Below are 24961 nucleotides of genomic sequence, written 5' to 3'. Positions count from 1 at the left end.
CCATGCCGCCACCGGACGAGATCACCGTGCCCACCGGGACCGGCCCCGGACGCCTCCTGGTCTCCGCGGCCTCCTCCCCCGCCGGCTCCCCCTGGGCCGTGCTGTGGCTCGGGCACGGCGCGGGCGGCGGCGCGGGGTCCCGCGACCTCGCCGCGCTCGCCGCCGAGCTGCCCCGGCACGGCGTCACCGTGGTCCGGCACGAGCAGCCCTGGGTGGTGGCCGGCCGGCGGATCGCGCCCCGCCCGGCCGCCCTGGACGCCGCCTGGCTGGCCGCTGCCCCGGCGGTCGCCGAGCTCGCCGGCGGGGCACCCCTCGTCGTCGGCGGCCGCAGCGCCGGAGCCCGTGTCGCGTGCCGCACGGCCGGGGCCGTGGGCGCCGCGGCCGTCGCGTGCCTGGCCTTCCCGCTCCACCCGCCGGGGCGGCCGGAGCGGTCCCGGCTCGAGGAGCTGCTGACGCCGCGCGTGCCGGTGCTCGTGCTGCAGGGGACGCGGGACCCCTTCGGCTCCGCGGCCGAGCTGCGGGCCGCCGTGCACGGGGCGCCGCCGGTCGAGGTGGACCCGGTCGAGGTGGTCCCGGTCGAGGGCGCCGACCACGGTCTCAGGACGGGCCGGTCGGCGGCGCTGGGGCAGGAGGTGACGCTCGGACGGGTCGCCGCCGAGACGCTGCGCTTCCTGCGCACGGCCGTTGCGCCGGACTGACCCGGCCCGGGGCTTCAGCGCCGCCCCGCGGCGGGCTACGGTGGGAGCACGAGCGTCTCCGCGAGCGTCCGCACCAGCAGGGAGAGAACCGTCATGGCACCCACCCCCGAGTCCCCCGACGCACCGCGCCCCGGCCTGCCGCCCGAGGACCCGCGGCCGGCCGGCACGACACCCTCACCGACCCCCTCCGCGGCACCGGGGCCGGCGCCGACCGCGGCGGAGCGGGCACCGGGCCCGCCCCCGGTGCGCACCGACCCCGCCCTCGACGAGCAGCAGAAGCGCGGCGTCTCGGGGGCCATGTGGACGGCCCTGCTGCTGGGGCTGCTGATCCTGGTGCTGCTGCTGGTCTTCATCCTGCAGAACAACGTCGCGACGGACTTCCGCTTCCTCGGCTGGGAGTTCGCCCTCCCCCTCGGCATCGCGATGCTCTTCGCGGCGGTGGCCGGCGCCCTCGTCATGGGCCTCGTCGGCTCCGTGCGTCTCTTCCGGCTGAACCACCGGGTGCGCAAGCTGGAGAAGGAGCGCGCGGACATCAAGCGCGCGCTGCGCTGAGCCCCTGCCCGGCACACCGGCGCCGCACCGGACGCGCCACGGCGCACGGTCCGGCCCGGCGGCCGGAGGAGCACGTAGCCTGGCAGCACCCCGACGAAGGACGGACACCATGACCTGCCCCGCTCCCCCCGACGACGCGGACGCCCCCGGTGCCGGCGCTCTCGATGCCGACGCCCTCGACGTGGTCGCCCCCGCGACCGTGGTCGACCTCGCGGCCGGCGCCGCCCACATCACCCCCGTGGTGGTCGACGGCGAGGCCCGCTACGCCGTGGACCTGCCCGACCAGCCCCTGGACGAGGACGACGTGACGAGCCTGGCCGTGGCCCTGCAGGTCGCCCAGGCCGGACCCGCCGTGCTGGTGGACGTCGAGGAGTACGGGGAGCTGGCGCAGGACACGCCGGACACCGGCGGCCCCCGGCCCTAGACACCGGAGGTCGTGGGGCGAGCCCCGAGAAGACCGTGCGCGGGAACGGAGGACGACCGTGCGAGGACGACCACGACGCGCCCGCCCCGGGGACGAGCGGCTCAGCCCCCTGGACGCGAGCTTCCTGCGCGTCGAGGAGCGGGGGGCGCCCATGCCGATCGCCGCGCTGGCGGTCCTCGACGGCACCGCCCTGCTCACCGCGGACGGACGGCTGCCCGCAGGGACCGTCCAGGAGCTCGTGGGCCGCCGGATCCGCGACGTCCCGCGCCTGCACCAGGTCCTCGTCCGTCCGCGGCACCGGCTGCGCCGCCCGCGCTGGGCCGACGCGCCGGGATTCGACATCGGCCGCCACGTGCGGGTGCGCCCGCTTCCGCAGCCCGCGGACGAGGACGCCCTGCTCGCCGTCTGCCGCGAGCTCGACGAGCGCCCCCTGGCGACGGACCGGCCGCTGTGGGAGATGTGGTTCCTGCCGGGGATGCCCGGGGGGCGCCTCGGCCTGCTGCTGCGCATGCACCATGTGGTCGCCGACGGCATCGCGGCCCTGGCGCTGCTCACCCCGCTCTTCGACGCCGCTCCCCCGCTGACCGCCGCCGGGACACCGGGGGCGCCGCCGGACAGAGCTCCCCGATCCGGCCGGTGGTGGACGGCGCCGGCGGGTCTGGTGCAGCAGCTGCGCGCCGTCGCTCGCGAGGGACGGGCGCCCGCACTGTCGATCAACCGGCCGGTGGGGCGCCGGCGGGCCCTGGCCCTGGTGCGCGCGGACCTGGCGGCCGCCAAGGAGGCCGCCCACCGTCACGGGGGCACCGTCAACGACGTCCTGCTCGCCGCCGCCGCCGGCGGCGTCCGCGCCGTGCTGGCCGCACGCGGCGAGCTGAGCCCGGACCTGGTGCTGAAGGTGTCGGTGCCCGTCTCGGTCCGCCGGCCCGGGCAGACGTGCGGCAACCGCACCGGCGTGCGGATCGTGCCGGTCCCCCTGGGCGAAACCGACCCCGCCGCGCGGCTCGCCCGGATCGCGGCCGTGACCGCGGCGCAGCGCCACCGCCCGCCCTACGTGCCCGGCGGCCGCCTGCTGCAGCGGTGGACCGCCCGCACCATGCACCGTCAGCGGCTCGTCAACCTGTGGCTGAGCAACCTGCACGGCCCCCCGGAGCCGCTGCGCCTCGGCGGCGCCCGGGTGCTCGAGCTGTTCCAGCTGGGCGCCGTCCAGGGCAACGTCGCCCTCGCCGTGGGCGCGCTCTCCTACGCGGGGCAGCTGAACCTCGGCGTCGTCGCCGACGCCGACGTCGTCCCCGACCTCGATCTCTTCGCCGCCGGGGTGGCCGACACGCTCGACCGCCTCGGGGCGGGCCCCGGCGGCGCCTGAGCCGCCCGGCGCGTTGTGCCGCACGGGCACGGGCCGCTCAACGCGCCGTCACAGTGGGCTGCCCCGCCGGTCTCCCCACGTAGCCTGCTCAGCATGGATCAGCAGATGCACCGGGCCGCGTTCGCCACCCGGGACCCCGCCGAGGGCGTCGCCGTGCTCGACCGGGTCTTCGCGGTGCGGGACGTGCGCCGCAGTCCCGACGAGCCGTTCCGGATGGAGCTCTCCTCGGCCGGCACCGGACCTCTGCGGCACGAGCGGCTGCGCCTGGGCGGCTCCTCCGCCGCCGGCAGCACGGACGGCACCGATGTGCTGCGCGTGGGCCATGTGCTGGGCGGGCAGCTGACGGCCACCGGCCGCGGCGACCGCTTCGCCCGCCGGGGACCGTTCCTGTTCCCGCGCCGCCCGTTCTCCAGCCGGTGGGCGGAGCTCGACCTCATGACGGTCTCCTTGCGCCCGGCGGCGGTGCAGGCCCACGCCCGGCGGCTGCTGGGCGACGAGGACTTCCGGCTGGAGTTCACCGGGGACCGGCCGGTGGACCCGGCCATGGCCCGGTACTGGAGCGCCACCGTGAGGCACCTGGGGCGGGACGTCCTGCCGCACGAGGAGCTCATGCGGGCGCCGCTGGTGCGCGCCGAGACCGTGCGGTGCCTGGTCACGGCGCTGCTGCAGACGTTCCCGGGCTCCTTCCTGGAGCGTTCCCGGGAGCGCACCGGCGGCCCCGCGACCCCGCCGTCCGCCGTGCGGCGGGCGCTGGCCCACATCGAGGCGCACCTGGACGAGGACATCGGCCTGGCCGAGATCGCCGCCGCGGCCCGGATGAGCCCCCGGGGCCTGCAGGCGGCGTTCCGGCGGGAGCTGGGCACCACGCCGACGCACCGGCTGCGGGACGCCCGCCTGGACGCGGCGCACCGCGCGCTGCTCGAGGCCGCTCCCGGCACCGGCACGACCGTGGAGACGGTGATGGCCCGGTGGGGTTTCGTGCACCGGGGGCGCTTCGCGGCCGCCTACCGCGAGCGCCACGGGTGCAACCCGGCGGCGACGCTGCGCGCCTGAACGGGCACCGGTGGTCCGGAAAGCGCACCGGCGGGAGCGGATGCTGGCGGGGCGCCCCGCCGGGCCCCGACCATGGAAGGGCGGCCGGGGCCGGCCGCAGCACCATCGCGCAAGGTCGTGACCACGGGTTCGGGGGCGGAGCCGGGGCACGGGGACGAGCCAGGGGGAGGCAACGATGGACGACGTCGCGCAGGCGGGAGCACGCCCGGACGCCCCGGGCCCCGGGACCCGGTGGGTCGCTGAGGCCACGGTCAGGACCTCCGGGCGGGTCGACGCCGGCACGGTCGAGGCGCTCGGCCGGGCCGGAGCGGTGGCCGGGTGCGCGGCCCGCTGCAGCGGGGCGCAGGGGCTCTCGGTGCGGATGGACGTCGTGGCGGAGAGCTGCGCCGGTGCCTACGGCTCGGCGCTGGCCCTGCTGGCCACCGCGATCCTGCCGCTGCTCGACGGCGCCGACCTGACCGATCTGCGGATCGTGCCGGGCGGGGAGCACCCCGGGGACCGGCACGGCGGGGCGGAGCCGGCCGCCGCCGCCTGAGCCTCAGCCGCCCCGGGAGAGACGGAGCCCCAGCCAGGCCGCGAGGTCCTCGAGCTGCTCCTGCACGGCCTCGGCCGTGGACGGGGGAAAGGGGACGTCCTCGTGCACCGCGGAGACGGCGAACGTGCCGCTCTTGCGGTCGGCCGCGGCGTCGACCTTCCCGATCAGCCGGTCCCCGTGCAGGACGGGCAGCGCGAAGTACCCCCACCGCCGTGCGGCGCGCGGCTTGTACATCTCCAGGGTGTACTCGAAGCCGAACAGGTCCCGGATCCGGGCCCGGTCGTGCACCAGCCGGTCGAACGGCGACAGGAGCACCGTGCGCCCCCCGAACGGCCGTCCCAGCGCCTCCGGGTCCACCCGCCACGTGCCCGGAACGCCCTCGACGACCGCCTCGACCCCGACCTCTCCGAGGGCCAGCGGCTCCGCGGGCGTGCCCGGCGCGCCGGCCCGCACGATGCCCAGCGAGCGCAGCCGCCGGGCGGTGCGCCCCCGGTGGGCCTCCTTCGGGGACAGCACCGGGGTGCCGGCCGGATAGACGCGCTCCGCGAGGTCCCACAGCCGCTGCCGGCCCCGGCGTCCGGCCACGGCGACCTCGCCGCGCAGCATGAGGAACTCCAGCATCTGGGTGACGTTGCGGCTGTCGGTCCAGCCGGTGGACCGCCACGGCACCGCGCTGGTGTCCGGGATCTCGCGGGACGGCAGCGGTCCGTCCCCGCCCAACCGCTCCAGCACGTCGCGGCGGAACCGGTCGTTGACGCGCAGCCACTCCCGCGGCGCCTCGCGCGCGGGCCAGGCCGCCATGGCCGGCAGGTGCAGCGCCAGGTCCTCCATCGGACGCACCATGGCGTTGTGCTCGAAGAGCGTGCGGTCCCGCTCCAGCGCCTGCTGCAGCTGCGCCGGCCGGTAGCCGCGGCCGAGCCGGCTCCACAGGATGAGGTCGGCGCTGGGCGCCACGGCCGCGATCGGGTCGATCTGCAGGAGCGTGAGCCCGCGGACCACGGCGAGCAGGTCGGCCGGCCGCGGGGCGTCCAGCAGCTGCGCGCGCACGGCGATGCGCCGGGCCTCGGCGGGATCGAGGCGGAGGACGGTCATGCCCCGAGGATAGCCAGGCCCGCGGACGCCCCGGCCGCGGACAGCACGAAGGCCCCGGACCGATGCGGTCCGGGGCCTTCCTCTGGTTGCGGGGGCAAGATTTGAACTTGCGACCTCTGGGTTATGAGCCCAGCGAGCTACCGAACTGCTCCACCCCGCGGCGACTCGTCGAGTGTACGCGCTTCCGGGCGGACATGCACATCGGGTAGGCGCAGCCGGATCCACCGCCGCCGACCCACCGGCCCCGACGGCGGTGACCGCGTGGTGGGTGCGGCACAATCGTCGGGTGGACGATCTGCACGTGCCCCCGGGCCCCGGCGCGCCCCGCGGACTCAGGGTGCCGGCGGGGGAGCTGGTCGAGCAGTTCTCCCACGCCTCCGGGCCCGGCGGCCAGGGCGTCAACACGACCGACTCCCGGGTGCAGCTCTCCCTGGACCTGGCCACGACGACCGCGCTGAGCGACGCCCAGCGCGCCCTCGTCCTCGACCGGCTCGCCGGACGGTTGTCCGGCACCGTGCTGACCATCAGCGCCGCGGAGCACCGTTCGCAGCGGCGCAACCGGACCGCGGCGCGAGAACGCCTGGCCGCGATCCTCCGCGAGGCGCTGGTCCCGGCTCTCGTGCGGCGCCCGACCCGCCCCACGAACGGCTCCCGTCGGCGGCGGCTCGAGGGGAAGCGCCGGCGCTCCGAGACCAAGCAGCAGCGCCGGCGGCCCGGACCCGAATGAGCCGCGCGCCGGCGCGGACGGCCCGTCAGACGTTGAAGCGGAACTCCACCACGTCGCCGTCGCGCATGACGTAGTCCTTGCCCTCGATCCGCACCTTGCCGGCGGCCTTGGCCTCGGCCATGGACCCGGCGGCGTCGAGGTCCTCGAAGGAGACGATCTCGGCCTTGATGAAGCCGCGCTCGAAGTCGGTGTGGATCACCCCGGCCGCCTGCGGGGCGGTGGCGCCCACGGGGATCGTCCAGGCGCGGGACTCCTTGGGCCCGGCGGTGAGGTAGGTCTGCAGCCCGAGGGTGGAGAAGCCGGTGCGGGCGAGCTTGTCGAGCCCGGCCTCGTCCTGCCCGGACATCTCCAGCATCTCCTTCGCCTCCTCCTCGTCGAGCTCCACGAGCTCGGCCTCGAGCTTCGCGTCGAGGAACACGGCGTCGGCGGGGGCCACGAGGTCGCGCAGCTGCTGCTGCTTCGCCGCGTCGCCGAGCACCCCGTCGTCGGCGTTGAAGACGTAGATGAACGGCTTGGCGGTGAGCAGGCTCAGGTCGCGCAGCTGGTCCAGCTCCAGCTTCTCCTGCTCGGCCGCCCCGAAGATGGTGTCCCCGCGCTCGAGGATCGTCTGCGCCTGCTGCATCGCGGCGAGCTTGGCCGGGTCGGCCTTCTTGATCTTGACCTGCTTCTCCAGGCGCGGGATCGCGTTCTCGAGGGTCTGCAGGTCGGCGAGGATCAGCTCGGTGTTGATGGTCTCCATGTCGGAGGCGGGGTCGACCTCGCCGTCGACGTGGATCACGTCCGGGTCGTCGAAGGCGCGGACCACCTGGGCGATGGCGTGGGCCTCGCGGATGTTGGCGAGGAACTGGTTGCCCAGCCCCTCCCCCTCGGACGCGCCCTTGACGATGCCGGCGATGTCCACGAAGGACACGGTCGCGGGCAGGATCCGCTCGGACCCGTGGATCTCCGCGAGCCGGTCCAGGCGGGGGTCCGGCAGGTTGACCACGCCGATGTTCGGCTCGATCGTGGCGAACGGGTAGTTCGCCGCCAGGACGGTGTTGCGGGTCAGCGCGTTGAACAGGGTGGACTTGCCGACGTTGGGCAGTCCGACGATTCCGATAGTAAGAGCCACGGGAGACCATCCTACCGGGCGCCCCGCACGGTGCGCGCGGGGGCGCCCGGCAGGAATCGCCCGGCGGCCGGTCCGTGCCACGCCGGGGGGCATGGGCCAGAGTAGGAGCATGCACACCACCACCGGGCCCGCGCCGACCGACGACGGCGCCGTGCCCGCGATCGAGGTCGTCGGCGCCCGCAAGCACTTCGGGCACGGGAACCGCCGGGTGCAGGCCGTCGACGGCGTGGACCTGCGCATCGGCCGCGGCGAGGTCGTCGCGCTGCTGGGGCCCAACGGGGCCGGGAAGACCACGCTGCTGGACATGGTCCTCGGCTTCACCGACCCCGACGGCGGCACCGTGCGCACCCTGGGCGCCGCACCCCGCCGCAGCGTCCGGGCGGGGCGGATCGGCGCCGTCCTGCAGACGGGCGGGCTGCTGGACGACCTCTCCGTGCGCGAGACCGTCGCGATGGTCGCCACCCTGCACCGGCGGCACCTGTCCGTGGACGAGGCGCTGGCCCGGGCCGGTGCCGCGGACTTCGCGGGCCGGAAGGTCTCCAAGTGCTCCGGGGGTCAGCAGCAGCGCCTGCGCTTCGCCCTGGCGCTGCTGCCGGAGCCGGAGCTGCTGCTGCTCGACGAGCCGACGGCCGGGATGGACGTCAACGCCCGCCGGGAGTTCTGGTCCGCGATGCACCGGGAGGCCGGCCGCGGCCGCACGGTGGTCTTCGCCACCCACTACCTCGACGAGGCGGAGGAGTTCGCCGCCCGGACGGTGGTCATGAAGGGCGGGCGGATCGTCGCCGACGCCCCCACCGCGGAGGTCCAGTCCCTCGCCGGCACCCGGGTGGTCAGCTTCCGCTGGTCCGGGGCCGGGCCCGTCGACGTGCCCGGCGCCACGCCGCTGCCCGCCGTCGGCGCCCGCCGGCGCCTGACCGGGCCCGACACGGACGCCATCGCCCGCCACCTGCTGGCGGACCCCGCGGCGACCGACCTCGAGATCAGCCACGCGGGCCTCGAGGAGGCCTTCCTGGGTCTCGTCGCCGACTGACCGCCCGCCCTCGATCCCGGCCCCGCCCGTTCCCCGGAAGGTCCCCGCCATGAGCCTCGCCTACGCCGCCCACGACCTGCGCCGCACCGTGCGGATGGTCCCCACCTCGTTCTTCGCCGTGGTCCTGCCCCCGGTGCTGTACCTCATGTTCACGGCGCTGCAGGACTTCGCGGACCTGCCTGTGGGGCACGGCAACGCCGGCGGGTACAACATGATCTCCATGGCGGTGTACGGGGCGGTCACCGCCACGACCTCGATCGCCGGCTCGGCCGCCGTCGAGCAGGCCCGCGGCTGGGGGCGCCAGATCGGGCTGACGCCCGCGCCGCGGCACGGCTACGTGCTGGCCAAGGTGGCGGTGGCCCTGTCCGTGGCCGTGCTGCCGGTGCTCGCCGTGTACGCCGTGGGCGCTCTCACCGGCGCCGAGCTGGGCGGCTGGCGCTGGCCCGCCACGGGGGCGATCGTGGTGGCCGGCTCGTCCGTGTTCGCCCTGTACGGCCTGGCCGCCGGGCTGCTGTTCCGCTCCGAGTCCGCGGTCAGCGCCGCGTCGGGGCTGCTGGTGGTGCTCAGCTTCTTCGGCAACCTCTTCGTCCCGCTCACCGGGGTCATGCTCGACATCGCACGGTTCACCCCGCTCTACGGCCTGGCCGGGCTGGCCCGGTATCCGCTCGTGGAGGGGGACGTCGTCGCCACGAGCGGGCCCCCCGTGGAGTCCGACCCCCTGTGGGCGCTGGCGCTCAACACCGGGGTCTGGGCGGTGGTCTTCGCGGTGGTCGTGCTGCTGGCCGTGCGCCGGACCACGATCCGCCGCTGACGCGCTGACACGCTGGCCGGCGGTGGCCGGCAGTGGCCGGCGGCGGTCCTGCCGTGCGGTGTCCGGGTGGCGTGCCACACTGCTGGGCATGACCGTCAGCCTCGCCGTCGCCCTCATCGTCCTCGCCCTGCTCGTGGGCGCCCTCCTCGGCGCCGCGGCCGCCCGGGCCCGCGCCGCCCGGGAGGTCCGGGCCGCGGAGGAGGAACGGGCCGGGCTGCAGGCCGAGCTCGCCGCCGTGCAGGACCGGCTCGTGGACCTGGCCTCCGAGCGAGCAGCGGCCGTCGAGGCCCGGGCCCAGCTGGAGGACCGGCTGCGCGACGCCGACGCCCGCTCCGTGCAGGACAACAACGTGCTGCGGGCCCTGGCCCCGGTGGCCCACCAGCTGCGCTCGGTCGAGGAGCACGTGGCCGCGCTGGAGCGGGACCGCGCCGAGCAGTACGGCGGGATCACCCAGGCCCTGGCGCACACCCGCGAGGTCGGGGACCACCTGCGCACCGCCACCACCTCGCTGTCCTCCGCGCTGCGCTCGGGCTCCGCGCGCGGCACCTGGGGCGAGGTGCAGCTGCGCCGTGTGGTCGAGGCCGCGGGCATGACCGCCCACGTCGACTTCCGCGAGCAGGTCGCCTCCACCGGCACCACGGCCGACGGCGAGCGCAGCGCGATCCGCCCCGACATGGTCGTGCACCTGCCCGGCGGGCGGGACATCGTGCTGGACGCCAAGGCGCCCATGACCTCCTACCTGCGCGCCCAGGACGCCGGGGACGACGACGCCCGCCGCGCCCAGCTGGCCGCCCACGCCAAGGCCGTGCGCGGGCACGTGGACGCGCTGTCCTCCAAGAAGTACTGGGAGGCGCGGGACGCCTCCCCGGAGCTGGTGCTGTGCTTCCTGCCCGCCGAGTCGGCGCTGTCGGCGGCCCTGGACACGGACCCGACCCTGCTCGACCACGCGGCGGGCCGCAACGTGGCCCTCGTCTCCCCGGTCTCGCTGCTGGCCTCGCTCAAGGCCGTGGCGTTCACGTGGCGCCAGCACGGGCTGGCGGAGAACGCCAAGGAGCTCTTCGACCTCTCCCGCCAGCTCTACGAACGGCTGGGCACGGTCGGCAAGCACCTGGACGACATGGGCCGGTCGCTGCAGAAGTCGGTCGAGACGTACAACCGGCTGGCCGGCTCCGTGGAGACCCGGGTCTTCCCCACGGCCCGGCGGATCAACGACCTCGACCCCACCCTGGCGCCGGACGACCGGCTCACCACCCGGCCGCTCGTGGTGGCCCCGCGCCCGCTCACCGCCCCGGAGTTCACCGAGGCGCAGTCCACCGCGGCCGAGGTCACCGCGGCCGAGGTCACCGCGCCGGAGGCCGGCGGACCGGAGCGCGGCGCGGCGCCGCTCGCGGCCGCGGAGCTGACCGGGACACGGTTCGACGGGGCGGTGCGGGGCCCGGGAAGCGGGCCGGCCGCCGGGGCCGAGGACCGCACCGCGCCGGAGCGGGCGGGCGCGGCCGAGGAGCGGGCGGCCAGCTGAGCCCCGGCGCAGGGGCCGGGGCTCGGCGCGCGGGGACCGGGAGGCAGGTCAGCGCGTGGGGCGGGCCCCGCGGCCGCCGAGGCGGTGGGAGGTGTCCCCGGCCGCGGTGAGCCGGGCGCGCAGCTCCTTGGGCAGGGAGAACAGGACGTCCTCCTCGGCGGTGACGACCTGCTCCACCTCGCCGTAGCCGTACTCGGCCAGCAGCCGCAGCACGTCCTGCACGAGGACCTCGGGCACCGAGGCGCCGCTGGTCACCCCGACCGTGGCGACGCCCTCGAACCAGGCCTCGTCGACCTGGTGGGCGAAGTCCACGCGCTCGGCCCGGCGGGCGCCGTACTCCAGGGCGACCTCCTTGAGCCGCACGGAGTTCGAGGAGTTCGCGGAGCCCACGACGATCACGAGGTCGGCGTCCGGGGCGATCTTCTTGATCGCGGTCTGCCGGTTGGAGGTCGCGTAGCAGATGTCGTCGCTCGGGGGGTCCTGCAGGGACGGGAAGCGCTCGCGCAGCCGCTGCACGGTCTCCAGGGTCTCGTCGACGCTGAGGGTGGTCTGGGACAGCCACACGACCTTCTCGGGGTCGCGGACCACGACCTGGTCGACCTCGTCGGGGCTGTTCACCACCTGGATGTGCTCGGGGGCCTCACCGGAGGTGCCCTCGACCTCCTCGTGGCCGTCGTGGCCGATGAGCAGGATGTCGTAGTCGCTCCTGGCGAAGCGCACGGCCTCGCGGTGCACCTTGGTGACCAGCGGGCAGGTGGCGTCGATGGTGCGCAGCTGCCGGTCCTCGGCCGAGCGGACGACCGCCGGGGAGACCCCGTGCGCCGAGAAGATCAGCAGGGAGCCCTCGGGGACCTCGTCGGTCTCGTCGACGAACACGGCGCCCTGCTCCTCGAGGGTGCCCACCACGAACTTGTTGTGCACGATCTCCTTGCGCACGTACACCGGGGCGCCGTAGTGCTCGAGCGCCTTCTCCACGGCGATCACCGCGCGGTCCACGCCGGCGCAGTAGCCGCGGGGGGACGCGAGCAGGACCTTCTTGGGGCCGTCCACGGGGGCGGCGGCGGCCACGTCCGCGGGCGAGCGCCGCTGACGGGGAACGGTGGGCATGGAGAGCGCAACGGTGGTCGGCATGGCCTCCATGCTACGCGGTGGGCCGGACACCGCGCCGTGATCCGCCCGACACCGCGATCGCTCCCACGAGGCCCACGACGCCCGTGATCCCGGCGGCCCAGGCCGCCGTGGCCATCTGCTCGCCGAGGGAGCCGGTGAGCAGGACCAGCACCCGGTCGGCGGCGAGCCGGACCACCGGGTCCGAGCCCAGCACGCCGGAGGCCCGCTGCACGACCTCCTCCACGAGCAGCCACACCACGCCGAGACCGGCCAGCGAGCCGAGTCCCAGCACGGCCAGGGTGGCGAGGCGGTGCCGGGTCACCAGCAGCGCGAGCACCGCCAGCGCCGCGGCGGCCCAGGTCAGCGGCACGGCCAGGTTCGTGAGCCGGGTCCCCGCCGCGATCAGGCGCCCGGTGTTCGACCCCGGCACGGTGATCGTGCTCTCCCGCTCCGCCAGGCCGACGTCCACGCCCACGGTCCGCTGCACGGCCGCGTCCAGCTCCCGCAGGACCGGGCCGATGTCGAGCACCAGGTGCTTCGGCGGGGCGTCCGCCGCGCCGTCGGCGGGGACGTTGGCCTCGTGGGTGCGGGCGAGCGCCTCCGTCCACGCGCGCTGGTAGGCGGGGTCGGCGGTGAGTCCCGCCGCGACGTCCGCGGCGCGGCGGACGGCGTTCTCCAGCATCCGGTCGAGGAAGCCGACGCCGGTGGCCCGCTCCCCCACGATCCGCTCGGCCGCCCGGTCCACCGCGGTGCGGGCCAGCTCCTCCTGGAACGGCTCGTCCTCCGCCAGGGTGCCCACCACCTGGGTGAAGCCGTCCTTCGAGACGAGGGTGTCCTGGGCCCAGTGCAGCGGCACGAGCACCGCCACGAGCGCGGCGGCGGTCAGGCCCAGGACCGTGCCGAGGCCGGTGCGCAGGACGGTGGCGGAGCGTCGTCGGGGACGGTGTCCGGAGGTGGGGGGCGCGGAGGTCGTCACGGCACCACTGTACGGGCGGGGGTCGCGCGCGGCTGTCCTCGCCGGGTGGTAAGCATGGGACATGACCTATCTCGAGCCGCAGGAGGACGTGCCGCCGGGCGGTGGACGCGAGCTGCCCGCGCGGGCGGACCGGACCACCCCGGAGAACCCCTGGCCGCTGCGGATGCTCTCGGAGAATCTGCACGCCTACATCGCCCGCTGCGCCCCCACGTGGGTCGAGGGCCAGATCATCGAGCTCAACAAGCGCGCGCGCGTCACCTACGTGACCCTGCGCGACGTCGAGGCGGAGATCTCCGTGCCGGTGACCCTCTTCGCCAACGAGACCGCGCACCTGGACCGCCCGCTCGAGAAGGGCATGCGGGTGGTCGCCCAGCTCAAGCCCGACTTCTGGGCCAAGACCGGCCGGCTGTCCATGCTCGGCCGCGGGATCCGGCCGGTCGGGCTCGGGGACCTCCTCGAGCGGCTCGAGCGGCTGCGCCGGGCCCTGGCCGAGGAGGGTCTGTTCGACGCCGGGCGCAAGAAGCCGCTGCCCCTGCTGCCCCGCCGGGTCGGGCTGGTCACGGGGCGCAACTCGGACGCCGAGAAGGACGTGATCCGCAACGCCTCGCTGCGCTGGCCGGCCGTGCACTTCGAGGTCCGCGAGGTCGCCGTGCAGGGCTCCGGAGCGGTGCGGGCGGTGACCCAGGCGCTGCGCGAGCTCGACGGGATGGCCGAGGTGGACGTCATCGTGATCGCCCGCGGCGGCGGGTCCTTCGAGGACCTGCTGGCCTTCAGCGACGAGGCCCTGATCCGGGCCGTGGCGGCCGCGCGGACACCGGTGGTCAGCGCCATCGGGCACGAGAACGACCAGCCGCTGCTGGACTGGGTGGCCGACCTGCGGGCCTCGACCCCCACGGACGCCGGCAAGCGGATCGTCCCGGACGTCGTGGAGGAGCGGGCCGGGGTGGCCCGGGCCCGGGCGTCCCTGGACCGCGCCGTGCGCACCTTCCTGGACCGGGAGGCCGCGGGCCTGGCCGGGATGCGCTCCCGCCCGGCCCTCGCCCAGCCGGAGGACATGATCCTGCTGCGGGAGGAGGACGTGGACCGGTGGCGCACCCGGGCGCTGTCGGCCGTGGACTCCCGGGCGCTGCGGGAGCGGGACGCCGTGCGCCACCTGCGCGCCCGCGTGCGCGCCCTGTCCCCGCAGGAGACGCTGCAGCGCGGCTACTCCGTGGTCCTGGACGCCTCCGGCGCGGTGGTCACCGACGCCGGGGCCGTGCGCGCCGGGGACCTGCTGGGGGTGCGCCTGGCCGCCGGGGAGCTGGGGGTGCGGACCGAGACGGTCTCCGCCCGCCGCCCGGGCGAGCACCCCGGCAGCGCCTGAGCCCGAGCGCACGCAGCGCCCCGGGACGCGGCAGGAGCCGGGAGCGACCGGCTCCCGGCTCCTGCCGTGCGGGACGCGCCGCGCCGGCGGCTCCCCTCGGGCGGGAGCGCCGGGCGGCCCGCCGGGTCAGTCGACGCGGACGGTCATCATGCCCTGGGAATTGCCCTGGACCACCTCGATCCGGGTCCCGGTGCCCGCCACGAGCACGCTGCCCTGCGGGTTGGCCGGGTCGTAGTAGGCCCCCGGGTCGGTGTCGTCGAAGACCGGCACCCCGGCGCGCGCGGGCACCTCCAGGGTGGTCTCGGCCCCGTTCACCTCACGGTGCAGGCTGATCGGGTCCGTCGGCTCCTTCCCGAAGGTGGCGTCGAACCCCTGGATGCGGTTGCGCACCAGGGCGCCGTCCGACCAGACGAGGGCCTGCGGGTGGGCGTCGACCGGCAGGGCCAGCCCGGAGCCGGGGTGCTGGCGCGTGTTGTTGTTGCGCTGGGCCGTGTTCCAGTACGTGATGCTCAGCCCGTCCTGGTACGGGAAGTGCTCGACGGTGTCCGGCGCGGACTGCGGCCAGCCGAAGTTGTAGGGCCCGGTCCGCAGCGTCGCGTCGTAGCCGAGGTACTGCCGGTTCTCCGCGATGTAGTACCGGCCGTTGCCCTCGGCGTCCTCCGGCAGGGCCACGATCAGCGCCTGCGGGGCCTTGGTGGCGTGGAAGGACGGGCCGATCCGGTGCGTCGAGGACTTCCCGGCGGTAGCCACCTCGTAGTCCAGCCAGCCCAGCTGCAGCTTCTCCCAGGCGCCCATGTGGTTCGGGGTGGTCCCGATGGTGCCGTCCCCGTGACCCAGCCAGGAGCCCGAGCTCATCAGCGTGGTGAACCCGGTGCCGTTCTCCCCGCCGCTGGTGTCGTAGAGGTCGGGCAGGCCGAGGTCGTGGGCGTACTCGTGGGCGAAGACGCCCAGCCCGCCGTTCTCCGGCTCGGTGGTGTAGTCGCGGATCCACAGCTCGGAGTCGCCGATCCGGACGCCCCCGAAGGGGTTGGCCTCGGGCCCGGTGGTCCCCCGGCCGGCCTGGCCGGCCGCCCAGCGGTGCGACCAGATGGCGGAGGAGTCCGCGCCGGCCTCCTCGCCCTCGCCGGCGTGGATGGCCTGGAAGTGGTCGATGTAGCCGTCCGCCTCGGCGAAGTCGCCGTCGCCGTCGTGGTCGTAGCGGTCCCACCGGTCGAAGCCGGACAGGTAGGCGTCGATCTCCTCGGCGGTCTTCCCCGCCTCGAGCTGCGCCGCGTACCAGGCGTCGGCGGTGTCCTGGATGAAGCGGGTCATGTCCGCCTGGCTCTCGGTCTCGCCGTAGCTGGCGGAGCTGTAGGGCACCGTGACCCAGTCGCTGACGTCACCGTCGACCGTGTAGCGGCCGCTGGACATCTCCTCGTAGAGGGTCTTGAGGGACTCGCCCTCCCCGGCGAAGAACATGTCCAGGTAGTGCTCCCGGTCGAAGTCCTCCGTCCAGTAGGTGGAGTTGTCGGCGGCGCGGTCCGGCGCGGCGATGTCGTTGTGCACCGGGCCCGCGGGGGCGTCGGGGAAGCGCGGGTCGGCCTGGTCGCCGAACTCCACGAGAAAGGACAGGATCTGGTCGCTCTCCTGCAGGCCGTACTGGGCCCACTGGCCCGGCGCCACCTGCACCGAGCGGGAGCCGCCGCGGTCCTGGACGGGGGCCTCCTCGGAGACGACCAGCTCCACGGCCTGCTGGTTGCGCTCCCGGCGGGCCTCCGCGGCGCGGTCGGGGCGGTCGTCGGCCGCGGCGGCCGGTGCGTCCGCGCCCGGTGCGCCGCCCACGAGGTGCGCGGCGGGGGCGCCGTCGGAGGGGGCTGCCGTCGCCGGGACGGGGGCCAGGACGACGGCGCCGGTGACGGCGAGTGCCGCGGCGCAGCGTGCGCCGCGGCGGGTGATGTCGAGTGTCAAGGGGGGGCCTCGATTCATGTGCCACTGCAAATGGGACGCTCCCGACGATAGGCCCGGACGGCCCGGGGAGACGCGCGACACACCCGGGCGCCGGGCGGGGACCGGTGCTCCGGCAGGGCGCGGGCACGGCCGGAGGTGGAAGAATGGGCGCAGCCGCGGACCGGACGAGGTCCGCGGCCCGACCGCACGCACCCCACCCGCCGCAGAGAGGCCCCACCATGGCGAGCACCGACCGTCCCGCAGCAGCGCCCGACCTGTCCGACATCGCGGGCATGGGCTACGAGCAGGCCCGCGAGGAGCTCGTGCAGGTGGTCTCCCGGCTCGAGGCCGGGGGGACCTCGCTCGAGGAGTCCCTGGCCCTGTGGGAGCGCGGGGAGGCCCTGGCCACGCGCTGCGAGCAGTGGCTGGACGGCGCCCGCGAGCGCCTCGACGCCGCCCGGGCCCGCCGCGCGGACGCCGAGGGCGACGACGACGCCCGCGGCTGACCGGTCCCGGGACACCGGCCCTGGCAGGGCCCCGGCGCAGCGGCGGGCCGCTCAGAGCTCGGCGAGGCGCCGGCGCATCTCCTCGACGTCGTACTGGGGCTCCGGCCAGTCCAGGCGCAGACCCGCCAGGGCGGAGATCAGCAGGTCCTGGACCACGGCCCGGGCGTACCACTTCCGGTCGGTGGGAACGACGTACCAGGGCGCGTGGTCGGCGTCGGTGGCGTCGATCGCCCGCTCGTAGGCCGCCATGTAGATCTCCCACCGGCTGCGGGCCGCGAGGTCCGAGGGGTCGAACTTCCACTGCTTCGTCCGGTCGCCCAGGCGGGCCATGAGGTTGCGGCGCTGCTCGTCCCGGCCCAGGTGCAGGAAGACCTTGACGACGACGGTCCCGTCGTCGGCCAGTTCCTGCTCGAAGTTGCGGATCTCCTGGTAGCGCCGTTCCAGCTGCCGGTCCTCGAGCATGTCGTGGACCACGGGCACGAGCACGTCCTCGTAGTGGGAGCGGTCGAAGGCGCCGATCACCCCCGGGCGCGGCAGCTGCCGGCGGATGCGCTCGAGGAAGTGCTGGGACGCCTCCTCGGCCGTGGGCCGGCCGAAGCCGTGGGTGTGCACGCCGTGCGGGCTCAGCCCGCCGAGCACGTGCTGGATGACCCCGCCCTTGCCGGAGGTGTCCATGCCCTGGAGCACCAGCAGCACCCGGTGCCGGGCGCCGGCGGTGGCCTCGGCGTAGATCTGCCGCTGCAGCTCGGCGAGCTCGCCCTCGCGGGCGGCCCGCAGCGCGGTGCCCAGCTTCTTGGTCCCGGAGAACCCGGGCGTGGACCCGGTGTCCACGTCGGCCAGCGCCAGTCCGGGCCGGGCGCGCAGCAGCGGTCGCACGTCCTGCTCGAACCCGGTGCCGGTCCTGCGGTCGGCGACGCTCATGCTGGTCCTCCTGGGGTGCGGGGCGGACCGCCGTTCACTGGCGGTAGTTGCTGAGGAACTCCTCGATCCGGTCCAGGGCGGTGGCCAGCATCTCCACGGAGGGCAGGGTCACCAGCCGGAAGTGGTCGGGCTCGGGCCAGTTGAAGGCCCGGCCGTGGCTGACCAGGATCTTCTGCTCCTTGAGCAGGTCCAGGGCGAACTTCTCGTCGTCGACGATGTGGAACTTCTCCACGTCCAGCTTCGGGAACAGGTACAGGGCCCCGTCGGCCTGCCGGCAGGACACGCCGTTGATCTCGTTGAGCCGCCGGTGGGCGAGGTCGCGCTGGGCCTTCAGCCGGCCGCCGGGCAGGATCAGGTCGTTGATCGACTGGTAGCCGCCCAGGGCGGTCTGGATCGCGTGCTGGGCCGGGACGTTGGCGCACATCCGCATGTTGGCCAGCAGCTTGATCCCCTCGATGAAGCTCTCGGCCCTCCAATTGGGGCCGGTGATCGCCAGCCACCCCGAGCGGTACCCGGCCACCCGGTAGGCCTTGGACAGCCCGGAGAACGTCAGGCAGAGGACGTCCTCCCCGGTGAGGCTCGCGGTGTTGATCATCTCCGCGTCGTCGTAGGTGATCTTCTCGTAGATCTCGTCGGCGAACAGGATCAGCTCGTGCTCGGCGGCGAGGTCCACGATCGACTGCAGCACCTCGCGGGAGTAGACCGCGCCGGTGGGGTTGTTCGGGTTGATCACCACGATGCCCCGGGTGTTCGGGGTGATCTTCGCCGCGAGGTCCTCGAGGTCGGGGTTCCAGTCGTTCTCCTCGTCGCAGCGGTAGTGCACCGGGGTGCCGCCGGACAGGGCCACGGAGGCGGTCCACAGCGGGTAGTCCGGGGACGGGATGAGGATCTCGTCCCCGGGGTTGCACAGGGCCTGCAGGGTCATCGTGATCAGCTCGGAGACGCCGTTGCCCAGGTACACGTCGTCGGTGTCCAGGTTCAGGATCCCGCGCGTCTGGTAGTACTGCACCACGGCGGTGCGTGCCGAGTAGATGCCGCGGGAGTCCGAGTAGCCCTGCGCGTTGGGCAGGTTCTTGATCATGTCCACGAGGATCGCGTCGGGTGCCTCGAAGCCGAACGGCGCGGGGTTGCCGATGTTGAGCTTGAGGATCCGGTGGCCCTCCGCCTCCATGTGCTCCGCCTGCTCCAGCACGGGCCCGCGGATGTCGTAGAGGACGTTCTTGAGCTTGTCGGACTGCTTCACCACTGACATGCGGTCCACCTTACCCCTGGGCCGGTCGGCGCCCGGGGCGCCGCTCAGGTGTCGTCGCCGCCCTCGAGCCAGTACCGCGCGGCCTCCTCGGGGGTGTACGGATCGCGGGCGGTGGTCATCCGCGTCATCAGCACGAGGTCGTCGGTGTCGATCTGCGCGGAGACTCCGTCGACGACGTCCACGGCGGCGTCCGGCAGCTCCTCGGCGCCGACCGGGACCACGCGCTGGGGGACGAAGTTGTTGAGCGGGTCGGCGAGGACCACGAGGGCGTTGTCCTCGATCGCCGGCGAGGCCGTGAACACGGCCGCGGCCTGGACCCGGTCGCCGAGCAGGGCGTCGACGAGCTCCTCCTGGTCGCCGAACGGCACGAAGCGCCCGGGGACGCACTCGTAGGCGTCCTCCAGTCCCTCCGGGCCGTAGGAGCGGCCCGCGAAGTCGAGGTCGGTGCCGAGGGCGAGCTCGTCGCACACGGGACCGAGGTCCTCCAGGTCGTCGAGCTCGTGCTCCACGGCGGTCGCCCGGGTGACCACGACCGCCACCGTGTTCTCCGCCGGCGCCGGCTCGAGGGCGCGCAGCCCCTCCGGCAGGACGTCGCGCACGCCGGAGAGCACGTCGTCGTCGTCCGCCCGCTCCTCGCCCAGGCCCAGCAGCTCGGAGAGGTCCTCGGCGAGGCCCCCGTCCTCGGGGGTCGGCGTGGGGCTGGGCCCGGCGGAGCCCGTGGGCGCCGGTGTCGCGGACCCGACCGGGGCCCGTCCGCGCAGGTGCAGGTAGAGGTTGCCGGAGTAGTCGGCGACGAGGTCGACGTCGCCGCGCTCCAGGGCCGCGAGATAGTCCGCGCGCCCGGTCCCGGTCTCGACCACGCGGGCGTCGAAGCCCGCCTCCCGCAGCCGCCCGGCGTAGACGTGGGCGAGCACGGCCGTCTGCCCGGTGGGCCCGACCGCGATCCGGACCGGGTCCGCCGGGGTGGCCGGGGCCGGGGAGGCCGGTGCCGGGGCCCCGGGGGTGCCGGCGCACCCGGTGAGCACCGCGAGGGCGAGCAGGCCGGCGGTCGCGCGGCGGCGCCTCACCGGTCCCGCCCCGCGGGCCTCGCGGCGGCCGGGGAGACGCCGGCCAGGTCCAGGCCCACCGTCACCAGGCTCACCAGCGGCAGCTGCGGGACCTCGTCCAGCGGGAACCAGCGCGCCTCGTCCGAGGAGCCGTCCACCTCGGCGGTGAGCGTCCCGCCCGTGATGTGCGCCCGGTAGATGACGCGCAGCGCGTGGAAGGGGCGCCCGCGCCCGTCCAGGCGCTCCTCGGGGTCCATGTGCCGGCTGTGCACACCGAGCAGCTCGTCGAGCTCCACGGTGTACCCCGTCTCCTCGGCGACCTCCCGCAGGGCGGTCTGCGCGGGCTGCTCCCCGATCTCCATGCCGCCGCCGGGCAGGCTCCACGCCCCCCGCAGCGTGGGGTGGCGGGGGTTCCAGTGGCTCAGCAGCACCGCCCCGTCCTCGACGATGACGGCGTAGGCACCCACCCGGGTGTCCATGGGGAAGCTCATGGGCCCATTCTAGGAAGGCCGCGCGGGAACCGACGACCGGCGCCGCGGCGGGCCCCGGGGATAATGGGCCGCGTGAGCATCGTCGACAACGCCGTCTACCGGGACGGTCAGCGCATCGCGTCGCCCGCGACGCTCGAGGAGACCTACCGGCTGCTCGCCCGGCTCCGGGCCGAGGACCCGCGGTGCTCGGAGCCCGGAGGACACTGCGTGCTCGCCTGGGTCGGGCTGCACAGCCCCTCGGAGGAGGAGCTCGACTCCCTCGCCCGGCACTTCGGGCTGCACGAGCTGGCCATGGAGGACGTGCGGCAGGCCGAGCAGCGGCCCAAGCTGGACCGCTACGGCCGCACCCTCTTCACGGTGCTGCGCCCGGCCGTCTACCAGGACGCCACCGAGACGGTCGACTTCGGGGAGATCCACATCTTCACGGGCCCGGACTTCGTGATCACCGTCCGCCGGTCCGAGCACGGCCGGGTGGGACGGGTCCGCGCCCGGGTGGAGGCCGAGCCGCGGCTGCTCGCCACCGGCCCCGAGGCGGTGCTCTACGCGGTGCTCGACCAGACCGTGGACGACTACTACCCCGTCGTCCAGGGGCTGGAGAACGACATCGACGAGATCTCCGACGCCCTGTTCTCCGGCTCCGGCGACGGCCTGGTCTCGCAGCGGATCTACCAGCTCACCCGCGAGGTCAGCGCCTTCCACCGGGCGGTCGCCCCGCTGGAGATGGAGCTGCGGCAGTTTCTCGAGGAGCTCGACGGCGCGGCCCTCGAGCTGCGGCACAGCCTGCGCGACGTCCTGGACCACCTGATCTTCGTCAACAACAAGGTCGAGGCCTTCCAGTCCTCCCTCACCAACGCCCTGATGCTGGACTCCACCCAGCTCGCCGCGCGGCAGAACGAGGCCGCGATCGAGCAGAACGAGCAGATGAAGCGCATCTCGTCCTGGGCCGCGATCCTCTTCGCGCCCTCGATCATCGGCTCCGTGTACGGGATGAACTTCCGGTTCATGCCCGAGCTGTCCTGGGTGTGGGGCTACCCGATGGCCCTGGGCCTGATGCTGGTGACCGGTGTGGTGCTCTACGTGGTGTTCAAGCTCAAGCGCTGGCTGTGAGCGCCGGGCTCAGGACTCCCCGCGCTCGCGCCGGGCGGCGTCGGACAGTCCCCGGCGGTTGCGCAGCACCCGCTTGACCACCCACCAGACCAGGAAGGCGGCCACCGCGACGACCACGATCCGGGAGAAGATCCCGGCGTACTCCTCCGCCACGTGCCAGTTCTCCCCCAGGTAGTACCCGGCCAGCACGAAGATGGTGTTCCAGATCAGGGAGCCCGCCGCACTGAGCAGGACGAACAGCGCGAAGGACATCCGCTCGATGCCGGCGGGGACGGAGATCAGCGAGCGGAAGATCGGGATCATGCGACCGAAGAAGACGGCGGCCTTCCCGTGCCGGTCGAACCACGCCTCGGTGCGGTCGAGGTCGTGCAGGTCCACGAGCGGCATCCGGTCCACGATGGCGCGCAGCCGGCGGCGGCCGAGGGCGGCGCCGATCCAGTAGAGGGCGATCGCGCCCACCACGGACCCGAGGGTCGTCCAGAAGATCGCCCCGCCCACCGTGAAGTTGCCCTGACTGGCGGTGAACCCGGCAAGCGGGAGGATCACCTCCGACGGCAGCGGCGGGAAGAGGTTCTCCAGCGCCACCAGCAGTCCGGCGCCGGGCGCACCGATCGCCTCCATGATGCTCACCGCCCAGTCGGCGATGCCGCCCAGGCTCTCCGCCGCGGGCTCCGCGGCGGAGTGGAGGGCTGCGGGCAGGGCGGTGCTGGGGAAGGTCATGGGATCCTCGGGGTCGGGGCGTGTGCGGCGGCGCCACGGGTCTGCACCCCATTGTGCCCGACGGCCCCGGGTGCCGGCTGCGTGCCGCCCGCCGGGGCGACGATCCGCGCCCGGCTTCGTTACGCTTCCCCCATGCTGCTCCCCCGGTCCTCCCCCCTGCCGCTCCCCGCGCCCGGCCTCGGCTGGGACTTCTGGCTCGACAAGCCCCTGCGCATCGTCCTCGTCCTGCTGGGGGCCACGCTCCTGGCCGCGGTGGTGCGCCTGTTCCTGCGCCGGATCACCGGCGGCATCGCCCGGGGCACCCGGTCGCGGATCGTGCGCCGGCTCGACCGGGGCAGGCCGCGCTGGGTCGAGGACGCCGGGCTCGCGGGGGCCCGGCAGGCCCAGCGCGCCCACACCATCGGGTCGGTGCTGTCCTCCGTCGCCACCGTGGTGATCTGGGCCGTCGCGCTGCTGATGGTCATCTCGGAGCTCGACTACGACATCGGCCCCGTGCTGGCCAGCGCCGGCATCGCCGGCGTGGCCCTGAGCTTCGGGGCCCAGTCCCTGGTGAAGGACTACCTGTCCGGGATCTTCATCGTCGCCGAGGACCAGCTCGGGATCGGCGACGTCGTCGACCTCGGCGAGGCCAGCGGCACCGTGGAGTCCGTGGGGCTGCGGGTGACGCAGGTCCGGGACGTCAACGGCACCCTGTGGCACGTGCGCAACGGCGAGATCCTGCGCGTGGGCAACCAGTCCCAGGGCTGGGCACGCTGCGTGCTGGACCTGCCGGTGCCCTACGACACGAACATCGACCTGATGACCGAGCTCATCCTGCACGAGGCCACCCTCCTGCGGGACGACCCCAAGGTCGGCGAGTACATCACCGAGGACCCGGAGGTGTGGGGGGTGGAGGCCGTCACCGGCGAGTCGGTGACCGTGCGCGTCGCCGTGCGCACCGTGCCCCTCAAGCAGTGGGACGTGGCCCGGGCGCTGCGGCTGCGGATGAAGAAGATGCTCGACCGCGAGGGCCTGCACGTGCCGCTGCTGAACCAGACGGTGATCCGCCAGGACGGGGCGGAGCCCGGCTCCCCCGGAACGCCCGAGACGGGACAGGTCCGGGCCGTCCGGCGCGGTGTGCCAGGATCGGGCGCATGAGCATCGTCAAGATCAACGCCATCACCGTTCCGGCCGACTCCGGGGACGAGCTGGGCCGGCGCTTCGCCGCACACCGCGGGTCCATGGCCGGGGTCCCCGGGTTCGAGGGCTTCCAGCTGCTCCGGCCCACGGACGGCCGCACCCAGTGGCTCGTGCTGACCCGCTGGGCCGACGAGGAGTCCTTCGCGGCCTGGACGTCCTCCCAGGACTTCGCCCGCGCGCACGGCGGCGGGGGCGGCGCCGGACACGGGGCGGAGTCCTCCGGGCGCCCGGCCCCGGTGGGGACCTCCTCGGAGCTGTGGTCCTACACGGTGGCCGTCGAGCAGCCGTAGGCAGTCCCCCGGCCGGCACCCGGCCAGTGCACGGTCAGTGCACGGTCAGCGCCGTCCCCGGCCGCTGGAGCGGCGCCCGCCCCGGGCTCCTCCGGCGCGCCCGCCCCCGCCGCGGGCCGGGCCGCGCGGGACCCGGGCGGTCCCGCGGGAGGGCGCCGTCGTCCGCCCCTTCCCGGCCGCGGCGGCCGCGTCCTCACGGACCGGCGTCGCCCCCGCCCCGCGGGAGCTGTTGAGGCCGCGGCCGCGGACCACGCCCACGAAGTCCTGCACGAGCTCCTCCTGCTCCTCCGGCAGGTCCTGCGGCCACACGAGCAGCACGGGCACCGTGGCGGCGTCCGGCACCACGCGGTGGACGAGGTCCTTGCGGTGGTGCAGCCGGGCCACCGACATCGGCACCACGACCAGCCCCAGCCCCGCGGCGACGAGCTCGATCGCGTCCCGGGCGTGGCGGATCGGCGGCAGCGGGGCCTCCGCGGCCGCCGCCTCCGGCGAGCGCAGCCGCTCCCGCTCGGGCAGGGTCGCGGACTCCTGCAGCAGCACCTCGTCCACGAGCTCCGCGACGGGCACCTCGTCGAGCAGCGTCAGCTCGTGCTCGCGCGGCAGCACCACGACCTGCTGCTCCGCGTAGAGCTCCACGGCTCGGAACTGCCGGCGCAGGGTGGCGAGGTCGTCGGCGCCGGCCCGTGGATGGGCGGGCAGCCGCACGAAGCACGCGTGCGCGCGCCCCGCCTCCAGCTCCTCCCGCCACGCGTCCGTCTCCAGCGGGTGCTCGGCCAGGACCCGGCCGCGGTTGCGGTCCCGCCAGCGGAAGAACCACTTGCTCGGCATCACCCCGGGCACGAATGCGACGGCGAGGTCGGCCGCCCTCCCGGCGTCGTCGTCGGTGGGGTGCAGGGGCCCGGGCGCGTCGTCCATGGCCGCCAATCTACCCACTGCCGGGACCGCCTCCCGACCACCGGGCGGCACGCTCCGCGGCACGCCGGTCCCCGGAGATGCAAAACCGGCGCCGGGTGTATAGGATGGAACGGTTGCTCCGGGGCTATAGCTCAGTTGGTAGAGCGTTTCGTTCGCAATGAAAAGGTCAGGGGTTCGATTCCCCTTAGCTCCACCGGAAGAAAGGGCCCTCACTAGGCAGAATGCCGAGTGAGGGCCCTTCGCT

26 protein-coding genes and 2 tRNA genes are annotated in these 24961 nt (G+C 74.8%); 16 read left to right on the top strand and 12 right to left on the bottom strand.

The features are described 5' to 3' along the window. The first annotated feature begins 2 nt into the window (after nucleotides 1-2). The 6 genes from GMA12_RS00320 to GMA12_RS00295 all read left to right on the top strand — a co-directional run bounded on the left by GMA12_RS00320 (nucleotide 3) and on the right by GMA12_RS00295 (nucleotide 4625). A complete protein-coding gene (locus GMA12_RS00320; protein ID WP_240898507.1) occupies nucleotides 3-698 on the top strand; it encodes an alpha/beta hydrolase family protein in 696 nt (231 codons plus the stop codon). Nucleotides 699-791: 93 nt separating this feature from the next. After that, nucleotides 792-1250: a LapA family protein gene (locus GMA12_RS00315; protein WP_156266192.1), complete on the top strand. Its 459-nt coding sequence runs from the start codon at nucleotides 792-794 to the stop codon at nucleotides 1248-1250. Between the two features lie 109 nt (nucleotides 1251-1359). Continuing rightward, nucleotides 1360-1674, top strand: coding sequence for a hypothetical protein (locus tag GMA12_RS00310; protein ID WP_156266190.1), 315 nt, complete (start codon nucleotides 1360-1362; stop codon nucleotides 1672-1674). Between the two features lie 58 nt (nucleotides 1675-1732). After that, nucleotides 1733-3037 (top strand): wax ester/triacylglycerol synthase domain-containing protein, encoded by a 1305-nt coding sequence (locus GMA12_RS00305; protein WP_206064614.1) that lies wholly within the window; start codon nucleotides 1733-1735, stop codon nucleotides 3035-3037. A 93-nt stretch (nucleotides 3038-3130) separates the two neighbouring features. Then, a complete protein-coding gene (locus GMA12_RS00300; RefSeq protein WP_156266188.1) occupies nucleotides 3131-4090 on the top strand; it encodes an AraC family transcriptional regulator in 960 nt (319 codons plus the stop codon). A 175-nt stretch (nucleotides 4091-4265) separates the two neighbouring features. Further along, on the top strand, nucleotides 4266-4625 hold the full coding sequence (locus GMA12_RS00295) for a hypothetical protein (RefSeq protein WP_156266187.1): 360 nt from the start codon (nucleotides 4266-4268) through the stop codon (nucleotides 4623-4625). A gap of 3 nt (nucleotides 4626-4628) precedes the next feature. Here GMA12_RS00295 and GMA12_RS00290 read toward each other — a convergent pair whose 3' ends face one another. Beyond that, nucleotides 4629-5717 (bottom strand): DNA glycosylase AlkZ-like family protein, encoded by a 1089-nt coding sequence (locus GMA12_RS00290; RefSeq protein WP_156266185.1) that lies wholly within the window; start codon nucleotides 5715-5717, stop codon nucleotides 4629-4631. An 83-nt stretch (nucleotides 5718-5800) separates the two neighbouring features. Continuing rightward, nucleotides 5801-5877, bottom strand: a tRNA-Met gene (locus tag GMA12_RS00285). A 126-nt stretch (nucleotides 5878-6003) separates the two neighbouring features. On the opposite strand from GMA12_RS00285, the gene arfB reads away from it, so the two are divergent. Then, nucleotides 6004-6444 carry an alternative ribosome rescue aminoacyl-tRNA hydrolase ArfB gene (gene arfB, locus GMA12_RS00280; RefSeq protein WP_162459267.1) on the top strand — a complete coding sequence of 147 codons (441 nt, stop codon included), beginning with the start codon at nucleotides 6004-6006 and terminating at the stop codon, nucleotides 6442-6444. Between the two features lie 25 nt (nucleotides 6445-6469). Here arfB and ychF read toward each other — a convergent pair whose 3' ends face one another. Further along, nucleotides 6470-7555, bottom strand: a complete 1086-nt coding sequence (ychF, locus tag GMA12_RS00275) for a redox-regulated ATPase YchF (protein WP_162459266.1) — start codon at nucleotides 7553-7555, stop codon at nucleotides 6470-6472. 109 nt (nucleotides 7556-7664) lie between these two features. Between ychF and GMA12_RS00270 the strand changes: the two genes are divergently transcribed. The 3 genes from GMA12_RS00270 to GMA12_RS00260 all read left to right on the top strand — a co-directional run bounded on the left by GMA12_RS00270 (nucleotide 7665) and on the right by GMA12_RS00260 (nucleotide 10915). Next, the gene (locus GMA12_RS00270; RefSeq protein WP_156266183.1) at nucleotides 7665-8585 is read left to right on the top strand and encodes an ABC transporter ATP-binding protein; all 921 of its coding nucleotides are present in this window, start codon (nucleotides 7665-7667) and stop codon (nucleotides 8583-8585) included. Nucleotides 8586-8634: 49 nt separating this feature from the next. Then, the gene (locus GMA12_RS00265) at nucleotides 8635-9396 is read left to right on the top strand and encodes an ABC transporter permease (protein WP_062734892.1); all 762 of its coding nucleotides are present in this window, start codon (nucleotides 8635-8637) and stop codon (nucleotides 9394-9396) included. A gap of 88 nt (nucleotides 9397-9484) precedes the next feature. After that, complete coding sequence (locus tag GMA12_RS00260) at nucleotides 9485-10915, top strand: DNA recombination protein RmuC (RefSeq protein WP_240898506.1); 1431 nt, start codon at nucleotides 9485-9487, stop codon at nucleotides 10913-10915. Nucleotides 10916-10963: 48 nt separating this feature from the next. Here GMA12_RS00260 and GMA12_RS00255 read toward each other — a convergent pair whose 3' ends face one another. Both GMA12_RS00255 and GMA12_RS00250 read right to left on the bottom strand, forming a co-directional pair. Further along, nucleotides 10964-12046, bottom strand: coding sequence for a 4-hydroxy-3-methylbut-2-enyl diphosphate reductase (locus GMA12_RS00255; protein ID WP_156266181.1), 1083 nt, complete (start codon nucleotides 12044-12046; stop codon nucleotides 10964-10966). 10 nt (nucleotides 12047-12056) lie between these two features. Further along, nucleotides 12057-13001 (bottom strand): hypothetical protein, encoded by a 945-nt coding sequence (locus GMA12_RS00250; RefSeq protein ID WP_156266178.1) that lies wholly within the window; start codon nucleotides 12999-13001, stop codon nucleotides 12057-12059. Nucleotides 13002-13062: 61 nt separating this feature from the next. Between GMA12_RS00250 and xseA the strand changes: the two genes are divergently transcribed. Then, nucleotides 13063-14364 carry an exodeoxyribonuclease VII large subunit gene (xseA, locus tag GMA12_RS00245; RefSeq protein WP_156266176.1) on the top strand — a complete coding sequence of 434 codons (1302 nt, stop codon included), beginning with the start codon at nucleotides 13063-13065 and terminating at the stop codon, nucleotides 14362-14364. 126 nt (nucleotides 14365-14490) lie between these two features. On the opposite strand, the gene GMA12_RS00240 is transcribed toward xseA, so the two are convergent. After that, nucleotides 14491-16311, bottom strand: coding sequence for an immune inhibitor A domain-containing protein (locus tag GMA12_RS00240; protein ID WP_240898505.1), 1821 nt, complete (start codon nucleotides 16309-16311; stop codon nucleotides 14491-14493). Between the two features lie 218 nt (nucleotides 16312-16529). Here GMA12_RS00240 and GMA12_RS00235 point away from each other — a divergent pair, with 218 nt between their 5' ends. Beyond that, on the top strand, nucleotides 16530-16796 hold the full coding sequence (locus GMA12_RS00235) for an exodeoxyribonuclease VII small subunit (protein WP_156266172.1): 267 nt from the start codon (nucleotides 16530-16532) through the stop codon (nucleotides 16794-16796). A gap of 51 nt (nucleotides 16797-16847) precedes the next feature. Here GMA12_RS00235 and GMA12_RS00230 read toward each other — a convergent pair whose 3' ends face one another. Genes GMA12_RS00230 through GMA12_RS18220 form a run of 4 tightly spaced genes read right to left on the bottom strand, consistent with a single transcriptional unit; the run spans nucleotide 16848 to nucleotide 20506 of the window. After that, nucleotides 16848-17717, bottom strand: coding sequence for a PPK2 family polyphosphate kinase (locus tag GMA12_RS00230; RefSeq protein ID WP_156266170.1), 870 nt, complete (start codon nucleotides 17715-17717; stop codon nucleotides 16848-16850). 34 nt (nucleotides 17718-17751) lie between these two features. Further along, nucleotides 17752-18969 carry a pyridoxal phosphate-dependent aminotransferase gene (locus tag GMA12_RS00225; RefSeq protein WP_156266168.1) on the bottom strand — a complete coding sequence of 406 codons (1218 nt, stop codon included), beginning with the start codon at nucleotides 18967-18969 and terminating at the stop codon, nucleotides 17752-17754. Between the two features lie 44 nt (nucleotides 18970-19013). Then, entirely contained in the window at nucleotides 19014-20036 is a 1023-nt protein-coding gene (locus GMA12_RS00220; protein ID WP_162459265.1) for a glycine betaine ABC transporter substrate-binding protein, read from the bottom strand. Beyond that, nucleotides 20033-20506, bottom strand: coding sequence for an NUDIX hydrolase (locus tag GMA12_RS18220; protein ID WP_240898504.1), 474 nt, complete (start codon nucleotides 20504-20506; stop codon nucleotides 20033-20035). The genes GMA12_RS00220 and GMA12_RS18220 overlap by 4 nt, the downstream gene beginning before the upstream one ends. Nucleotides 20507-20578: 72 nt before the next feature. Between GMA12_RS18220 and GMA12_RS00215 the strand changes: the two genes are divergently transcribed. Further along, nucleotides 20579-21613: a magnesium and cobalt transport protein CorA gene (locus GMA12_RS00215; RefSeq protein WP_162459264.1), complete on the top strand. Its 1035-nt coding sequence runs from the start codon at nucleotides 20579-20581 to the stop codon at nucleotides 21611-21613. A 9-nt stretch (nucleotides 21614-21622) separates the two neighbouring features. Here the strand turns inward: GMA12_RS00215 and GMA12_RS00210 are convergent, their stop codons facing one another. Further along, nucleotides 21623-22333, bottom strand: coding sequence for a DedA family protein (locus GMA12_RS00210; protein ID WP_156266162.1), 711 nt, complete (start codon nucleotides 22331-22333; stop codon nucleotides 21623-21625). 132 nt (nucleotides 22334-22465) lie between these two features. Here GMA12_RS00210 and GMA12_RS00205 point away from each other — a divergent pair, with 132 nt between their 5' ends. Together GMA12_RS00205 and GMA12_RS00200 are read left to right on the top strand one after the other, a co-directional pair. Then, nucleotides 22466-23470, top strand: coding sequence for a mechanosensitive ion channel family protein (locus GMA12_RS00205; RefSeq protein WP_156266160.1), 1005 nt, complete (start codon nucleotides 22466-22468; stop codon nucleotides 23468-23470). Continuing rightward, a complete protein-coding gene (locus GMA12_RS00200) occupies nucleotides 23467-23802 on the top strand; it encodes an antibiotic biosynthesis monooxygenase family protein (RefSeq protein ID WP_156266157.1) in 336 nt (111 codons plus the stop codon). Before GMA12_RS00205 ends, GMA12_RS00200 begins: the two co-directional genes overlap by 4 nt. 45 nt (nucleotides 23803-23847) lie before the next feature. On the opposite strand, the gene GMA12_RS00195 is transcribed toward GMA12_RS00200, so the two are convergent. Beyond that, on the bottom strand, nucleotides 23848-24717 hold the full coding sequence (locus GMA12_RS00195; protein ID WP_156266155.1) for a LysR family transcriptional regulator substrate-binding protein: 870 nt from the start codon (nucleotides 24715-24717) through the stop codon (nucleotides 23848-23850). A 120-nt stretch (nucleotides 24718-24837) separates the two neighbouring features. Here GMA12_RS00195 and GMA12_RS00190 point away from each other — a divergent pair. Beyond that, a tRNA-Ala gene (locus GMA12_RS00190) sits at nucleotides 24838-24910 on the top strand. The last annotated feature ends 51 nt before the right edge of the window (nucleotides 24911-24961 follow it).

Origin of the sequence: Kocuria sediminis (assembly GCF_009735315.1) — a bacterium.
Lineage (GTDB): Bacteria > Actinomycetota > Actinomycetes > Actinomycetales > Micrococcaceae > Kocuria > Kocuria turfanensis.
Note: the sequence above shows the minus strand (reverse complement) of the source record. Positions and strands in the feature narration are given on the sequence as shown.

Excerpts from the sequence above, each read along its gene's own strand:
- GMA12_RS00290 (WP_156266185.1), bottom strand. The coding sequence starts at position 5,717 with ATGACCGTCCTCCGCCTCGATCCCGCCGAGGCCCGGCGCATCGCCGTG.
- GMA12_RS00310 (WP_156266190.1), top strand. The coding sequence starts at position 1,360 with ATGACCTGCCCCGCTCCCCCCGACGACGCGGACGCCCCCGGTGCCGGC.
- GMA12_RS00260 (WP_240898506.1), top strand. The coding sequence starts at position 9,485 with ATGACCGTCAGCCTCGCCGTCGCCCTCATCGTCCTCGCCCTGCTCGTG.
- GMA12_RS00210 (WP_156266162.1), bottom strand. The coding sequence starts at position 22,333 with ATGACCTTCCCCAGCACCGCCCTGCCCGCAGCCCTCCACTCCGCCGCG.
- GMA12_RS00230 (WP_156266170.1), bottom strand. The coding sequence starts at position 17,717 with ATGAGCGTCGCCGACCGCAGGACCGGCACCGGGTTCGAGCAGGACGTG.
- GMA12_RS00205 (WP_156266160.1), top strand. The coding sequence starts at position 22,466 with ATGCTGCTCCCCCGGTCCTCCCCCCTGCCGCTCCCCGCGCCCGGCCTC.
- GMA12_RS00255 (WP_156266181.1), bottom strand. The coding sequence starts at position 12,046 with ATGCCGACCACCGTTGCGCTCTCCATGCCCACCGTTCCCCGTCAGCGG.
- GMA12_RS00235 (WP_156266172.1), top strand. The coding sequence starts at position 16,530 with ATGGCGAGCACCGACCGTCCCGCAGCAGCGCCCGACCTGTCCGACATC.
- GMA12_RS18220 (WP_240898504.1), bottom strand. The coding sequence starts at position 20,506 with ATGAGCTTCCCCATGGACACCCGGGTGGGTGCCTACGCCGTCATCGTC.
- xseA (WP_156266176.1), top strand. The coding sequence starts at position 13,063 with ATGACCTATCTCGAGCCGCAGGAGGACGTGCCGCCGGGCGGTGGACGC.
- GMA12_RS00315 (WP_156266192.1), top strand. The coding sequence starts at position 792 with ATGGCACCCACCCCCGAGTCCCCCGACGCACCGCGCCCCGGCCTGCCG.
- GMA12_RS00300 (WP_156266188.1), top strand. The coding sequence starts at position 3,131 with ATGGATCAGCAGATGCACCGGGCCGCGTTCGCCACCCGGGACCCCGCC.
- GMA12_RS00195 (WP_156266155.1), bottom strand. The coding sequence starts at position 24,717 with ATGGACGACGCGCCCGGGCCCCTGCACCCCACCGACGACGACGCCGGG.
- GMA12_RS00320 (WP_240898507.1), top strand. The coding sequence starts at position 3 with ATGCCGCCACCGGACGAGATCACCGTGCCCACCGGGACCGGCCCCGGA.
- GMA12_RS00200 (WP_156266157.1), top strand. The coding sequence starts at position 23,467 with ATGAGCATCGTCAAGATCAACGCCATCACCGTTCCGGCCGACTCCGGG.
- GMA12_RS00265 (WP_062734892.1), top strand. The coding sequence starts at position 8,635 with ATGAGCCTCGCCTACGCCGCCCACGACCTGCGCCGCACCGTGCGGATG.
- GMA12_RS00295 (WP_156266187.1), top strand. The coding sequence starts at position 4,266 with ATGGACGACGTCGCGCAGGCGGGAGCACGCCCGGACGCCCCGGGCCCC.
- GMA12_RS00225 (WP_156266168.1), bottom strand. The coding sequence starts at position 18,969 with ATGTCAGTGGTGAAGCAGTCCGACAAGCTCAAGAACGTCCTCTACGAC.
- GMA12_RS00270 (WP_156266183.1), top strand. The coding sequence starts at position 7,665 with ATGCACACCACCACCGGGCCCGCGCCGACCGACGACGGCGCCGTGCCC.